Genomic DNA, 14,238 nt, shown 5'->3' with positions numbered 1-14,238 from the left:
GACGAGGGAGAGGTTGGCTATGGCCCACGCAATCGACGATCTCTTGGAAGCATTGGAAGACGTTGACGATGCCACCCGCGAGGAGGCGGCCAAGCACCTTGCAGAGCTGGGCGACGCCAGCACGCTCGATGCCCTGATTCAGGCTTGTCAGGACGAATTCTGGTCGGTGCGCGCGCATGCCGGGTGGGGGGTGGCCAAGATCGGCGGACCCAAGGCGATCGAAGCGCTCATTGGGCTCTTCAACGACCCGATCATGGAGGTGCGGAACGAGGCAGTCGCGGCCGCGGCGTCACTCGAAAAGCCGGCGGTGGATCGCCTGGTCCAAGCGTTGAAGGACGAGCGATGGCGCGTGCGTGAACATGCCGCCAAGACCTGCGGCGAGATCAGGGATCCCCGTGCGGTCGACGCGCTCATGGCGGCGTGTCGCGATCGCGATGGGGCGGTGAAAGCGGCGGCGGCCGAGGCATTGGGAAAGATCGGAGACCCCAAGGCGGTGCCGTCGCTGATCAAGCTGTTCCGCGACAGCTCCAAAACCGTGCGCGAAACGGCCGGCACGGCGCTCGTGACGATCGGTCAACCATCGGTCGGTCCGCTGCTCGATACGCTCGATGACAAGGATTTCGTCGTTCGCTGCCACGCGGTGCGCGCCCTGGGCGGGATGACGACGGATTATCAGATCGGTCGCTCCTGGGTGCGCGAGCCGAAGGTCGTGGACAAGCTCGTGACGATGTTGAAGGATCCGGACCGCGCGGTTCGCGAGGACGCGACGATCGCGTTGGGCATGATCGGAGACCCTCGGGCAATCGACGGGCTCATCGAGGCGATGAAGGATGGGGCGGTCAAGCGCCACGCCATCATGTCCCTGGGGATGATCGGCGATGCGCGGGCGCTCCCCCCTGTGCTCGCCGCGCTCAAGGGAAAGGGGATTCGCCAGGACGGGACGCCGACGCCGGGCTGCATCGTGAGCGAAGAGGCCTTCATCAAGGAAGCGGCGGCCACGGCCCTGGGGCACTTCCGCGATCCCCGGGTGATCCCCGAGCTGATCATGCTTCTGAAGGACGTGAATTTGCGGGACCGGGCCTCGGCCTCGCTGGTCCTGATCGGGGATACGGCCATCGAGCCGCTCGTGGCCTTCCTGCACGACCCCAAGGCATCGGAAGTCGAGTCCGAAGGCGAGCGCGTGATGTCCTTTGCAACCAGCCGATTGACGGCTGCGGACGCCCTCAAACAGATTGTGCTCGAAACATTGAAGAAGTTGGGGTGGGAGCCGCCGCCCGACGAGGAAGTCGATTCGAGCCGCGCCGACAATCTCCGTGTCGATCGTCCTCTCGGGGACACCGGCCGTTTCGGTCCATCCGGCGACCTGGCGAAGGGGGCGATGTAGGGGATACGGAGCCGGCCGGTCCCAGCTCCTCAGCCTCTGCTCACTAAGCGCGTGGGTTCAGCTCATTTTCTGACCGCCGTCGCGTGGGTGTCGGCGGTTTCCTTGCCGTCCTTCATGTTGCTGATCCGCGCCACCCCGATGAACTCGCCCCCTCGTCCTCCGTCCGTCACTTTGATGACGCCGACTCCCGGTGTCGATCCCTTGGCATTGTCGACATTCTTGTCGTTTCCGCTCAGCGGATTGGGGCCCCGCAGACCGACGAACACATGGCCGCCGTCCGGGGCGACGTCGAGGAGGTCGGGGGCGGGGTCGTCGCTGTGGGGGCCGACCAACGGGATGGCGTTGATGCTCAAATTGGTCAGCGTGTCGATGATCTCGATGTTGTTCCCGGCTCGGTCGGCGCTCCAGAGGTATCGCCCGACGCCGATGAGACCGTGGGAATCCGCGAACCGCTCGTCCCGGGAGCTGATCAACTTCGCGGAGACCGATTTCGGCAAGTTTTCCGTATTGATGGCATAGATGTCGTAAGAGAGCGGCGCGACCGGCCAGCCGCCGCCCGAGTTGATGTACATCGTGCCATCGATCTCGACCCCGCCGCACCCGGCCGGATGGATCTGGGCATTGCTCAATGTGGCCGTCACCGTCATCGGCGTGTCCGTTACGTCGACGATGAAGAGACCGCCGCCTCGGAGCGTGATATACGCGTACTTGCTCGCGCTATCGGTAATCGGACAGATGGGGGCGGTGTCCGGCCGTTCCCCCGACTGCATGGCTCCCAGATCGAGGACATCTTTCACGGGGTCGAAGGAGAACCGGTGGGCTTTGTAGTCCGTCCAGATTCGGATGAACTTTTTCTCCGCGATGTTGGCCGCAATCACCATCTTCTGATCCGGGGTCGGCCATGCCGCATGCACGTTTTTCCCCATCGAAAGGCACGCTTCGGGCTTCTTCGTCGCGGCATCCATGAACAGGACCTGGCCGCTCAAGAACGAGAGGATGGCGTGCGACTGGTCCTTTGAGAAGAACAGCATGTGCGGACGACGCACGGGTTTCTTCGTCGCCTCTTCGCAGAATTTGTTGACCTCGCCGCCCAGGTCGATCGTGGTCGCGGGTTTGGTCTTCACGGGATCGGCGGCCAGTTTGGGGCCGTCGTAAATGTAGAGGTACCCGCCGCTCTCCTTGGCCGTGTCCGACTGGTCGGTGATCCAGACTTCGTAGGAGTGGGCCGGCGGCGCGAGGGTGATGGAAGCTCCCATCAAGGCGACTCCGAGAAGCCATGCGAATGAGGTTAGCACCAGCCTGCGGGAACACAGGGTTGACGTCCGCATCGTAGGGTTCCTCCTCCAGCCGATCGAGAACAGCGCAGTGCAGCGAAGGCGATGAGTTAGCGAACAGGACACCCATAGTAAGCATCACCAAAGAGGGCTGTCAATCAATGGGGGGAAAGCAATGGGGGAAAGGGGCTCGGATCGCAACGGCCTGCTATTGACCCCCCAAAAAAGCGTGTGTTAAGGTCGAAATCCTTTCAAACGCCTCATGTTGCGACCTCTTGCCTTGAAGGTGACGAGCGATGGCCGACACGGTTGCGGAGCAGATCGCCGCGCTGAGTGACGAGGACTGGGCCATTCGTGAAGAAGCGGCGGCCATGCTCGGAACCCTGCGCGATCCTCGAGCCGTCGGCGCGCTGGTCAAAGCCCTGCGTGACGAGGATCGGGCGGTCCGGGAGGCGGCGGTCTCCGCGCTGACCGCCATCGGCGAGCCTTGTGTTCCGGCTCTGGGCTCCTGCCTGTCTGATCCGGTCTTGACGGTGCAAGAGTGTGCGGCCTCGATCCTGGCCGCGATCGGCGACGGCCGGGTCCTCGAGCCCTTGCTCGGTGCGCTGCCCAGTCCGGATTGGATCGTGCGCATGCATGCGGCCAAGGCGCTGGGCCGGATCCGCGACCGGCGAGCCGTGACAGCGCTCATGCCGCTGCTCCAGGACACGGTGAAAGCCGTCCGGGTGGATGCGGCCAACGCGTTGGCCGCGATCGGCGATGCGGCCGTCCCGGAGTTACTCGAGGCCCTGTCGCACAAGGAATGGCTGGTGAAGTTGCACGCGATCGAAGCGCTCGGCAAAATCAAATCGGCGGCGGCGGTGCAGCCGCTTCTGTCCGTCGTCTTCAACGATCCGGATACCGCGGTGAGAACCGATGCCGTCCGAGCGTTGGGAGAGATCGGACGGCCTGAGGCGGCGGAGTTTCTCTTGGCGCTCTTGAAGGATCTGGACCTTCGACCGGTCGCGGTCGAAGCGCTGGGCCGGATCGGCGATCGGCGGGCGGTTCCAGCGCTCGTCGCGATCGTGACCGGAGCGGCCCGCCCCGATACGCGCCGGCCGGTCAATGGGTGCGGAGACCAGTGGGACCAAGAAATCATCGTCATGGGTCTCGCGGTGCGCGCCCTGGGGCAGATCGGGGACCCCGCCGCGATCCCGGCGTTGATCGGCGCGCTCCGGCTGACCGTGACCCGGTCGGATGCGGCCGCCGCGCTGGCTCGTTTCGGTGACCGGGTGGTCCCGTCCTTACTCGAGATGCTGAAGCGCGAGCAGGACGAGAACGTGCTGTTCTACGTGCGTGAGACGCTGACCGAAGTCGGGTGGCGACCGAATCGGATTTGACATGCCGAAAGAATCGTTGGACATACTGATCGGCGAACTGGCCCACGAAGAGCAGTGGCGCCGCATGCGGGCGACGGCGGCCTGTCTGGCCGGCGGTCCAAAGGCGGTCGAGGGCCTCATCCGGGTCCTGGCGACCGGCGATTCGGCGCTCAGGGTCGAAGCAGCCGGCATGTTGGCTCGTCTGAAAGATCCACGCGGAGGACCTGCCTTGGTCCGGCTTCTTTCCGATGAAGACCCGGGCGTCCGAAAGGTCGCCGCGGTCGCGCTGGAACAGATGGCCGGTGTGCTGGACGCCGACGCAGCCGGGGCGCTGGTGACCGCACTTCAGCACTCTTCCGATGAGGGGCAGCGGCGGATCATCGTTCACCTGCTCGGCGTCATCCCCACCGCCATCCACCCGCTGTCGTCGATGCTGAAACACCCTGACGAGCAGGCTCGGCTGCTGGCGGGGGAGATCCTGGAGCATTTGCTCGATCCACGATCCGCGGATGCCTTGGTCGATGCGATGGCGGATCCGATCCTGCAGGCCACGGCCGTTCGGACGTTGAAAAAGCTCCAGGCCATCAGAGACCGCATCGACCAGGCGTTCGACGCCCTCCGCAACGTGGAGGAGTCGGTGGAGCGCGAGGAGATGCGGATGGCCACCGTCATCGACCTGCTCAGGATCGGCCGGCCGAGCGTGGAAATCCTCATCGAGTATCTCAACGACGACGATTGGGTGGTGCGTGAGGCGGCGGCCGATCTCTTGGGGAAGATCGGCGACGTGCGCGCCGTGGAGCCGTTGATGGAGCGGCTTCGTGCGGACAAAGATACGGGCGTGAAGGAGTTGGCGGTGAAGGCGTTGGGGTTGATCGGAGACGCCCGGCCGGTCGACCTGCTCGTGGAGCTGATCCCCGTACGGCCGCTTCGCGTGTTCGCGATCGAAGCGCTGGCCAAGGTCAAGGACGTGGACCGGCTGCGGCCTTACGCCGACCTCTTTGAGCGGCTGAAAACCGATCGTGACGGCCTGGTCTCGTACAACTCGCAAGTGATCGTCAACAAGTTGCAAGCCATAGCAGCCCAGACGGAGGCTGCCGGTCAGGGGCATGAGGATGAGCATGAATGACTCGGAACGCGCGGATCGAATCAGCCAGTTGCTGTCGGCGTTGACGGATGAGAATGAAGCCCTGAGAGAACATGCCGCGGCGAGTCTCGGCCAGGTGGGCCTGGACGCGTTGCCGCAGCTGATCGGTCTGTTGGCCGACGAAGACGCGGTGATTCGGGAGGCGGCCACCAGCGCGATCGTCCGGATGGGACCGGCTGCAGTGGAGCCGATGATCGAGGCGCTCGAGGACGACGAGTGGGCCGTTCGCGAGCAGGCGGCCTCGGCGCTGGGTAAACTGAAAGACCCGCGCGGCGTCGAGCCGCTGGTGAAGGCGCTCAAGGACAAAGACGGCGGCGTTCGGAACGCCGCCGTTTGGGCGCTCGAGCGCATCGGGGACTCGCGCGCCGTTCCGGGCCTCGTCGAAGCCCTGACCGATGGCACCGTGCGCGAGGATGCGGCCCGAGTCTTGAAGAAGATCGGCGACGCACGGGCCGTCGAGGCGCTGATCGACGGTCTCCTGGGCAACAATTGGATGGTCCGGAGGCATGCGGCCGAGGCCTTGGGCAAGATCGGAGACGGCCGGTGCGTGCCGCCGCTCATCGAAGCGTTGAAGGACGAAGATTGGCTGGTCCGGCGCAATGCGGCCGAATCGCTGGCCCGCTTGGGCGATCCGCGGGCGATCGCTCCCCTGCTGCCGCTGCTCGAAGATGAAAACGAAATGGTCCAGGAGACGGCCGAAGGGGCGCTGGCCAGCTTGGGCTGGAAACCGACTAACCCGTAACGAAAAGGATGCACCATGGCGGATCAAGCTCCGGTGAAACTCATTCAAATCGGCCCTAAAGGCGGGGAGAAGAAAGACGGCTTCAATCTCGTCACGGAAAAGGTCGTTGCGGTGAATGTCGCTGCCAAGCAGCTCGAGGTCGAGCTCCTGGCTTATGACGGGAAGACCGTCCTGCTCGACGTGGCCGACGAGGCGCTCGAGGATCTGAACAAGATCAAGCCGGGTGACGGCGCCACCATCCGCGTGGTCGAGGAAGGCGGGAAGCGGGTCGCGAAGCATTTTCGAATTCGGTCGAAGGACCCGAACAGCGCCCGCGCCGAAGCCATGCTCGTCGATCTCAAAGACACGCATTGGCTGAACCGTAAGTATGCCGCGGAGACGCTGGGGGAGCTCAAAGAGGTCCGGGCCGTCGGTCCGCTCGTGGAGGCGCTCATGGATGAGGTCGGGGACGTTCGCCAGCGTGCCTACGACTCTTTGATCAAGATCGGCGGCCCGTCCGTCCCCTCGCTCATCCCGTTGCTGGTATCCGAAGAAGACGAGTTACGCCAATCCGCGACGGAAATCATCAGGAAGATCGGCAAGCCGGCCGTAGAGCCGTTGGCGACCGCGCTGGCCGACGCGGACGACCGGCTGAAGACCCGCATCCTGAAGGTGCTGGACCGGATGGGGTATAAGCCGAAGGTCAAGGAAGAGAAAGGCGAGGTCCGGCAGATCGGACAAGCGACGGCCTGACGGCGGACTCACGGTTGGGGTCGGCGAGGCGGCCGGCCCACCGAGAAGTAGTGAAAGCCGCTCGCCGCCATGCGCGCCGGCTCATAGACGTTTCTCAGATCGACAAAGATCGGCTGCTTGAGACTCTCTTTGATGCGAGGCAACTCCAGGTTCCGGAACTGGTTCCATTCCGTGACCAGGACGAGTGCATCGGCCCCCCGGGCGACCTCATAGGGATCGGCGCACGGAATGAGGCCCGGCACGAGGCGGGTCGCTTCTTCGAGTGCGGCAGGGTCATACGCTCGGACGGCACATCCCTCGGCGATGAGCCGGGCCGCGATCGTCAACGCCGGTGATTCCCGCAGGTCGTTCGTGTTCGGCTTGAAGGACAGCCCCAATAGCCCCACGGTCTTCCCCGCGACGCCACCCAGCGCTCCCTGAATCTTGTCGATCATGAGCTCGCGCTGCCGCTCGTTCGCCCGGGCGGTTGCGCGCGCGATCTCCATGTGGCAACCGGCTTCTTCAGCGGTCTGAATCAGCGCCGAGACGTCTTTGGGAAAACACGACCCCCCGAAGCCCGGGCCGGCGTGCAGGAACTTCGAGCCGATGCGTTGATCCAGGCCCATGGCCTTGGCCACGACCTGGATGTCGGCGCCCACGCGCTCGCAGAGGTTCGCCATTTCGTTGATGAAGGAGACCTTGGTCGCGAGAAAGGCGTTCGAGGCATACTTGATCATCTCGGCCGTCGGGACGTCGGTGACGACGAACGGGGTTTCGATCAGATAGAGCGGGCGATAGAGGTCTTTCATGATCGCAACGGCTTCGGGGCTGTCGGCGCCGATGACGACGCGATTCGGGCGCAGGAAATCTTCGATGGCCGACCCCTCCCGTAGGAACTCGGGGTTCGAGACGATATCGAAGCGGTAGGGTTCCGGTTGATTCGCTCGGATCACTTCGCGCAGCCGCCCACCGGTTCCAACGGGCACGGTTGATTTCGTCACGATGACCTTGTAGCCCCGCATCGCCTGCCCGATGCCGCGGCCCACTTCTTCGACGTAGGAGAGATCGGCGGAGCCGTCGTTCCGGGTCGGCGTGCCGACCGCAATGAAGATGACCAGCGCGTGCTCGACCGCCTTGGCGATGTCGGTCGTGAACGCGAGTCGATTTTCCTTGAGGCCCTTGCCGACCAGTTCGGTCACCCCGGGCTCATAAAAAGGAACATCCCCCTTCTCGAGCCGGGCGACCCGGCGGTCGTCGATGTCCATGCAGGTGACGTTGAGGCCGAATTCCGCGAAGCAGGCGCCCGTGACCAGTCCCACGTATCCAGTTCCGATGACGCTGATGTGCATGATCTCCTCTAGCGACAACCCTCGAACGTTGCGCGAGAGGGTATACGAAGAGAAGCAAACGTGCAACAGCGACCCTTCATCTCGGCGCGCCCATTCGTTGACACGCCGAGACCCGTTCAGTACAATCGCGGTTTCCCAAGCATCGCGGAGCCCTCCATGACGACACCCAGCGGAGTCATCCTGCGGCCGTTGGCCGTCATGATGAACCGAAAGATCCGCACGGTGCGGCCCGAGGCCACGCTCGTGGAAGCGGCCGCGTTGATGCGCGATGCGCAGGTGGGCGCTCTGCTGGTCGGCTCCGAACGCAACTACATCGGGGTGATCAGCGAAGCCGACCTCGTCCGGAAGGCCATGGCGGTCGGCGTCAATCCAGCGGAAGCACAAGTCCGGTCAGTCATGAGCAGCCCGCTGATAACGATCGAAGTGGATCGCTCCGCGCACGACGCCAGCGATCTGATGGCTGAACACGGGATCCGTCACCTGCCTGTCACCCAAGATGGCGAGATCGTCGGGATCATTTCCGTCCGGGATCTGCTTCGCTACTTCAAGAATTGGGGGGCGCTGTAGCAGGATGCGGACGCCAGCGGGGTTGAAGCCACGACAGGCGGGCGGCAGAGCGTGGAGGCGGCACGTGTGCCGGTTCCGTAGATCCCGGGGAACCTGCTTTCAGCCCGAGTTCCTGAGGCGCTCACGTCCGCCCATGCATGGTCCCCTCAGTCCGCTCACCGGGCGCTCGAGGATGATTCGTCCTTCCCTCCGGCACGTCTCCATCACGCGATCATGACACCTGCGGCCGGCCTATCGCCAGTTCGGTTTGGCATGTGGCTGCCGGTGACCGCCTTCGCGACGGGTGCCGTGGTCATGGCGTTGGAGATTCTGGGGAGTCGCCTGCTGGCGCCCGTCTTTGGGAACTCGTTGTTCGTCTGGGGCGCCCTTATTGGTGTCATTCTCGCCGCCATGAGCACTGGTTACGCGATGGGCGGCTGGCTGGCCGATCGCTATCAGTCGGGCGCCGTATTGGCTTGGCTGCTGGTGGTTTCCGGCGGCTGGACGTTGTTGTTGGCCGGGGTCGGTCAACCGGTGATGTTCACGGTCTCGTCATGGGTCCAGGATCCGCGTTGGGGGCCATGCCTGGCCGCGACCGTGCTCCTTGCTCCGCCCGCCTTTTGCCTGAGCGGGGTGCTACCGGCGTTGCTCCGGCTGTCGATCGTCGACCTCGGTCACCTGGGTCGTCACACCGGCCGCATGATTGCGGTTTCGACGATCGGCAGTCTCCTCGGGACATGGGGGACTGCGTTCTACCTGCTCACCTGGCTGGGGAACCTGATGCTGATCACGCTGCTCGGCACCGTCCAACTGGTGCTCGCGCTCGGCTGGTGGTGGCGGACCATGGCGCTCCAGTCTCGTGTCATGGCGAAGGTGAGTGGGACTGCCCTGGTCCTCGCCATCGGCGCGGCACTGGGCTGGCTGGCTCTGCATCCCGTCCACGTACTGTCCGCCCCGTTGTATCAAGAGGACAGCCCGTATCAGCAACTCCGGATCCGGGAGGATGACCTCTTTCGTTACCTGATCCTCGATCGCACCTTCCATGCGGTGATGTGGAAGGCGGATCCTGTGGAGCTCTACCTGCCATACAGCCAGCTCATGATGGCGGCGTTGGCGATCCACCCCGAGCCCAAGCGGGCGCTGATTCTTGGGCACGGCGGCGGCTCCCTCGCCAAGTGGCTGGCGCATCGATGGCCCGAGCTCGAGGTTGATACCGTGGAGGTGGATCCATCCGTTGCGTGGGCCGCGGAGCGCTATTTCGCGTATCGTCCTCCTCCAACGCATCAGGTCTACGTCAAGGATGCGCGGGCCTTCTTACGCGGGAGCGACCGTCGATACGACATCATTTGGCTGGACGTGTTTGCACGACATCTCATCCCCTTTCATTTGACGACGCAGGAGTTCTTCCAAGAGCTCCGTTCGCATCTCGATGCCGACGGCGTGCTCGCGGCGAACCTGGCCTCGTCCGGCGAGGGGCCTGATCTTCAGCGCGCGGCCGCCGTCGTTGAAACGCTGAAATCCGTCTTTCCCATCGTGGAAGCGTTCGGCGTCAAGGGACCATGGAAAAGCACGACGCCGAATGCCGAGAACTTGATTTTCTTCGCGGGCCCATCCGTGTCGCGATTTGCCGCTCCTGAGTTTCTCGACACAATCCGAACGCTGGTCTCCCACCAACGTCTCCCCTTTCAAGTTCCCGACCTTCTCACCGTACGACGGGGCGACTGGCCGCGCGGCGTCGTCCTGACCGATGATTATGCCCCGTATGATCTCCTGGTCGGCCGAGTGGGCGTGGACCAATCGTCGAATCGAAGTGAGAGGTAAGGAATTGAAACAACGGCATAATTTGTCAGGAATGGGGCTGGTGCGGGGGGAAGAAAGCTGCTTGCTTCCACCTTGGGCGTGTGCTATAAGGAGCGGCGCTATTAGAGCTTGAGTACCTGAGTTAGGACCCGTTTCACTGTTAGCCGGTATTCCTCATTACTTAACTCATCACATTCCGTTTTCCTAAGGAGGTAAGGCTATGCGTAGGATGTTGGTAGCGGGTTTCTTCGGCCTTGTCATCATAGCTGCGGGAACCGTTCCCTCGTTTGCACTGCAAGCGGGTGGAGTGGAGGTCGGGGATCTTGAAACGGGTTCTGTCGTAGGGCAGCCGTTCAAGGAACTGGAAGTGGATGCTCAGTTGTTCTCAATCGAAATCGGAAACATGAAAACCTGGTACCCCCCGATAACCGTCATCGACTTCAAGGTCCGTCCCGGCCGGCCCGTCGTGATCAAAGTCACGAACAATTCCTCGGCCGAGCACGGGTTTCAGATGACCGATGCGACGAACGCCATGGCGCCGTCCGTGTTGAAGGCGGAGTTGGTCCTGAAGCCCGGTGAGACGAAATACATCGGCATCCCGACGAGTGATCTCTTCTATGGCACGCAGGGAAACACGTTGACCTATCGTTGTCACTTGCATCCGGCCCATGTCGGCGGCAAGTTACTCATGATCAAGTAGCCCGGCTATCCGGACGGACAAAGGCCCCGTCACTCATGTGAGTGACGGGGCCTTTGTGTTTCAGCCGATCTCGCGCTCAGGTTTGCTGTTCAGGCTGGCAGTCGACTTCGCTGTCTAGTGGGATGTTTTGCGAGGCGGCCAGATGATCCCCGACGATCAGCAGCAGGTATCGATTCGCCGTCGGCGCTTCTCCTGTCTTCGTCTGTACAATGGTATTGAGGTCCACCACGAGTTCATTCTCGGTTTGCCACTGCGCATCGTTCACGACCCAGAAATAGCTCTTGGCGGTTGGAAATTGCTTTGCCACGAAGCTTTCGATCACCGTCGTCAGATCTCCGGTGCTTGCCGGCAGGGGGATCGAGGAGACAAACAACATGCCGAGGCCCAAAAGGAAAGCCAGAGTGAACCGCATGGTGGCCTCCATGTGAGAGTGATGAAAACATTATAACATTCTGTGAAAACACGGCCCATGACGAAGGGAACCGGAAAGAAACAAAAAAGCCCCGCCTTCGTCGAAGGCGGGGCTTCTCGAAACGCCGACCAGAGGGGGGTTAGTTCCGGACGCCGCTCCACACTTTGTTGGCGTCGATTTCCTTGTCCGGGTTGAGCTTCCGAGCTTTCTCCAAGAGGGTCTCGGTGGTCTCCGGGTAGGCCGGATCAGGAATGCAGCAGTTATCGACGGGGCAAACGGCCGCGCATTGCGGTTCATCGAAGTGCCCCACGCATTCCGTGCAGCGCTCATGCGTGATGACGTAGATATTGTCGCCTACTCCCTGCCCTTCTCCTACGTGGTAACCTTTACCCTCCGCGTCGCTTCGCGTCTCGAAGATCGCTTCGTTCGGGCATTCCGGCAAGCAGGCGCCGCATGAGATGCATTCGTCGGTAATTAAGAGAGCCATGAGCCGAGCCTCCTTACAGTCAGTATTGACAATGCCGTTTCCACCTGCTCATATTCCGTCCAAAAAGAAGTCTCATTCTAGACCGCGATTTTCTTGCAAGTCAACACACATTATCATGATCAGAAGCCCTATGTCGTTGATGTATATGAGTCATTGGGCCTAGAAGGCCGTGGTAGGGAGGCCGAGGATCTGATTGGAACCGAGGGCTGAAATGGACCGTACTCCGAAGCGCGGTCGCGTCTACGTCTTGATCGCCCTGGCGCTGCTTCTTCTCACGGGGAGCTGGTTCCTGACCAATCAGAAGGGAACCGAAACGATCGTCGTCACGTTTCCGAGCGGGACGCAACTCGAAACCGAGGTGGCGGACACCCCGGAAAAGATTCTCTTCGGGTTGGCCTTCCGCGAGCCGTTGCCGCCGGACGCCGGGATGCTGTATATCTTCGACACCTCAGGGCCGCACCGAGTTCGAACGAAGGGATTCAAGGCTCCCGTCGACATCATTTGGGCGGACGAGAGTCGCCACGTGGTGTATACGGTACAGGGGGCGCAGCCGTGCGGGCAGGATCCGTGTCCCAGCTATGGGCCGCCCCCCGACCATGCCCGGTATGTCATTGAAACGGCCGCAGGATTCGTCGCTCAGGAACAGATCGAGCCCGGAATGGAGTTGAAGTTCACCCTCCGGATGTAGCGTTCACAAGCACCCGTCACTTCGGAAAGTCACTGCTCCACCATGGAAGGATTTACACGCGTCGCCCGAGTGGATGAGATTCCACCGGGAGAGGTCAAGGTCGTGCTCATCGACCAGAAGCAAATCGCCGTGTTCAACATCAACGGACGGTTCTATGCCATTTATAACATTTGCCCCCACGAAGGAGGACCATTAGCCGAAGGGCGGCGCAAGGGATGCGTGGTCTACTGTCCCTGGCACGATCTCGCATTCGATCTCAGGAACGGCCAAGCCACCGATGGCGGCGGCTACTGCGTGGGAAGTTATGACGTACAGGTGGAAGAAGGCGAGGTGTTCGTCGGCGGGCGGCGAAGAGTGTGAGAGAGGCATGCCTTTTCAATGATTCAGAGCCGAGCATGTTAGAGGCCGAGCGAGAGGTCAAGAGGATCTCGGCGTCTCTCGCCGGGACGATCCAGCTCAAGTTGTGGGAGGATCGGACACGCGGAGAGTTGTGGGTTCCCTCCTATGACGCGACGGCGCTCGCGCTCGTGGATGAGAATTTCCTACGAACGACGAGCAACAACGCCGTCGATGCGGGGACGCGGACCTTCGAATTCCGCCCACTGCGTGCCGGAAGCCACCGGGTTCTGTTCGAGAAGCGTATGGGCTGGAAGTTCACCGCCGAGGATCGGCGCGTCTTCGTGATCGACGTATTCGATGTCTCGACCAACGCCGAGCGGGACGGTCATGGGTGACATCGGTTTTCTCAACGGCGTGTTCATGCCGCTTGAAGAGGCCCGTGTTTCCGTGGAGGATCGGGGCTTCCAGTTCGGGGACGGGGTCTACGAGGTGGTGCGCACCTATCGCGGCCGGCCCTTTCACCTGGACTTGCATCTTCAGCGATTCGAACGGAGCGCAAAGGCCCTGGACTTGGCGTTGCCGTATTCGACGGCACAGTGGCGTGACTATATCCAGGAGGGCATGGCGCGAGCCGGGTATGCAGAGAGCAAGGTCTACCTGCAGGTGACGCGCGGGGTCGCCCCACGCGATCACGGTTTCCCGGTGGCGGTCCAGCCGACTGCCGTGATGACGATTCGCGAGCTCCGCCCCCTGGTCGCAGATTTGCAAGCGGCCGGCGTCGCCGCCATGACGACCGAAGACCTGCGCTGGGGGCGATGCGACATCAAAAGTGTCAATCTCCTGGCGAACGTCTTGGCCCGTCAACGAGCCAGGGAGGCGGGAGTCTTTGAAGCCATCTTCGTGCGTCAGGGCATCGTGACGGAAGGATCGGTCAGCAATGTCTTGATGGTGAAAGGGGGCCGGATCAGGACTCCGCCCGAAGGGCCCATGATCCTGTCGGGTGTCACCCGCCAAATTGTGCTCGATCTGGCCCGGGCGGAGGGCATCACCGTTGAAGAGTGTGAGATGGCGCTGGACGAGTTCCGTGCCGCCGATGAGATCTGTTTGACCGGCACGACGGTCGAAGTGCTCCCCGTGGTTCGGTTGGACGGGGTGCCCATCGGTCACGGCCGGCCGGGCCCCGTCTCCCTTCGGTTGCTCGCCGCGTTCCAACGCGAGGCGGGCGTGGCGACCCTCTTGCATCAGTAATTCGGACATGATAGCTTGTGACGCATTTTGAGGTGGGCCGCGGCCCACTTTTTTGT

The 14,238-nt window shown here is 62.5% G+C and carries 16 protein-coding genes; 12 read left to right on the top strand and 4 right to left on the bottom strand.

Going from position 1 to position 14,238, the window contains the following annotated elements; all coding sequences use genetic code 11:
* The first annotated feature begins 19 nt into the window (after positions 1-19).
* The gene (locus ACWHYV_RS19680; RefSeq protein ID WP_447978189.1) at positions 20-1,384 is read left to right on the top strand and encodes a HEAT repeat domain-containing protein; all 1,365 of its coding nucleotides are present in this window, start codon (positions 20-22) and stop codon (positions 1,382-1,384) included.
* A gap of 62 nt (positions 1,385-1,446) precedes the next feature.
* On the opposite strand, the gene ACWHYV_RS19675 is transcribed toward ACWHYV_RS19680, so the two are convergent.
* A complete protein-coding gene (locus tag ACWHYV_RS19675; RefSeq protein WP_447978188.1) occupies positions 1,447-2,640 on the bottom strand; it encodes a hypothetical protein in 1,194 nt (397 codons plus the stop codon).
* 314 nt (positions 2,641-2,954) lie between these two features.
* On the opposite strand from ACWHYV_RS19675, the gene ACWHYV_RS19670 reads away from it, so the two are divergent.
* From ACWHYV_RS19670 to ACWHYV_RS19655, 4 genes are read left to right on the top strand one after another with little or no spacing between them, the layout of a single operon-like run.
* Positions 2,955-4,037, top strand: coding sequence for a HEAT repeat domain-containing protein (locus tag ACWHYV_RS19670; RefSeq protein WP_447978187.1), 1,083 nt, complete (start codon positions 2,955-2,957; stop codon positions 4,035-4,037).
* A 1-nt stretch (position 4,038) separates the two neighbouring features.
* The gene (locus ACWHYV_RS19665) at positions 4,039-5,142 is read left to right on the top strand and encodes a HEAT repeat domain-containing protein (protein ID WP_447978186.1); all 1,104 of its coding nucleotides are present in this window, start codon (positions 4,039-4,041) and stop codon (positions 5,140-5,142) included.
* Positions 5,135-5,902, top strand: coding sequence for a HEAT repeat domain-containing protein (locus ACWHYV_RS19660; RefSeq protein WP_447978185.1), 768 nt, complete (start codon positions 5,135-5,137; stop codon positions 5,900-5,902). Before ACWHYV_RS19665 ends, ACWHYV_RS19660 begins: the two co-directional genes overlap by 8 nt.
* A 15-nt stretch (positions 5,903-5,917) precedes the next feature.
* Entirely contained in the window at positions 5,918-6,634 is a 717-nt protein-coding gene (locus tag ACWHYV_RS19655) for a HEAT repeat domain-containing protein (protein WP_447978184.1), read from the top strand.
* Positions 6,635-6,642: 8 nt separating this feature from the next.
* On the opposite strand, the gene ACWHYV_RS19650 is transcribed toward ACWHYV_RS19655, so the two are convergent.
* Positions 6,643-7,962 (bottom strand): UDP-glucose dehydrogenase family protein, encoded by a 1,320-nt coding sequence (locus ACWHYV_RS19650; protein WP_447978183.1) that lies wholly within the window; start codon positions 7,960-7,962, stop codon positions 6,643-6,645.
* A gap of 156 nt (positions 7,963-8,118) precedes the next feature.
* Between ACWHYV_RS19650 and ACWHYV_RS19645 the strand changes: the two genes are divergently transcribed.
* From ACWHYV_RS19645 to ACWHYV_RS19635, 3 genes are all read left to right on the top strand, one after another.
* Positions 8,119-8,529, top strand: a complete 411-nt coding sequence (locus tag ACWHYV_RS19645) for a CBS domain-containing protein (RefSeq protein ID WP_447978182.1) — start codon at positions 8,119-8,121, stop codon at positions 8,527-8,529.
* 264 nt (positions 8,530-8,793) lie between these two features.
* A complete protein-coding gene (locus ACWHYV_RS19640) occupies positions 8,794-10,329 on the top strand; it encodes a fused MFS/spermidine synthase (protein ID WP_447978181.1) in 1,536 nt (511 codons plus the stop codon).
* 199 nt (positions 10,330-10,528) lie between these two features.
* On the top strand, positions 10,529-11,008 hold the full coding sequence (locus ACWHYV_RS19635; RefSeq protein ID WP_447978180.1) for a hypothetical protein: 480 nt from the start codon (positions 10,529-10,531) through the stop codon (positions 11,006-11,008).
* A 76-nt stretch (positions 11,009-11,084) separates the two neighbouring features.
* Here ACWHYV_RS19635 and ACWHYV_RS19630 read toward each other — a convergent pair whose 3' ends face one another.
* Both ACWHYV_RS19630 and ACWHYV_RS19625 read right to left on the bottom strand, forming a co-directional pair.
* A complete protein-coding gene (locus ACWHYV_RS19630; protein ID WP_447978179.1) occupies positions 11,085-11,420 on the bottom strand; it encodes a hypothetical protein in 336 nt (111 codons plus the stop codon).
* A 139-nt stretch (positions 11,421-11,559) separates the two neighbouring features.
* The gene (locus tag ACWHYV_RS19625) at positions 11,560-11,907 is read right to left on the bottom strand and encodes a 4Fe-4S dicluster domain-containing protein (protein ID WP_447978178.1); all 348 of its coding nucleotides are present in this window, start codon (positions 11,905-11,907) and stop codon (positions 11,560-11,562) included.
* Positions 11,908-12,118: 211 nt separating this feature from the next.
* On the opposite strand from ACWHYV_RS19625, the gene ACWHYV_RS19620 reads away from it, so the two are divergent.
* The 4 genes from ACWHYV_RS19620 to dat are packed head-to-tail and all read left to right on the top strand — an operon-like array spanning position 12,119 to position 14,182.
* A complete protein-coding gene (locus ACWHYV_RS19620) occupies positions 12,119-12,595 on the top strand; it encodes a DUF192 domain-containing protein (protein WP_447978177.1) in 477 nt (158 codons plus the stop codon).
* Between the two features lie 42 nt (positions 12,596-12,637).
* A complete protein-coding gene (locus tag ACWHYV_RS19615) occupies positions 12,638-12,955 on the top strand; it encodes a Rieske (2Fe-2S) protein (RefSeq protein ID WP_447978176.1) in 318 nt (105 codons plus the stop codon).
* Between the two features lie 35 nt (positions 12,956-12,990).
* Entirely contained in the window at positions 12,991-13,329 is a 339-nt protein-coding gene (locus tag ACWHYV_RS19610) for a protease inhibitor I42 family protein (RefSeq protein WP_447978175.1), read from the top strand.
* Complete coding sequence (gene dat, locus ACWHYV_RS19605; protein ID WP_447978174.1) at positions 13,322-14,182, top strand: D-amino-acid transaminase; 861 nt, start codon at positions 13,322-13,324, stop codon at positions 14,180-14,182. Before ACWHYV_RS19610 ends, dat begins: the two co-directional genes overlap by 8 nt.
* Positions 14,183-14,238 lie beyond the last annotated feature (56 nt).

The organism is Candidatus Nitrospira bockiana (genome assembly GCF_965152565.1).
Note: the sequence above shows the minus strand (reverse complement) of the source record. Positions and strands in the feature narration are given on the sequence as shown.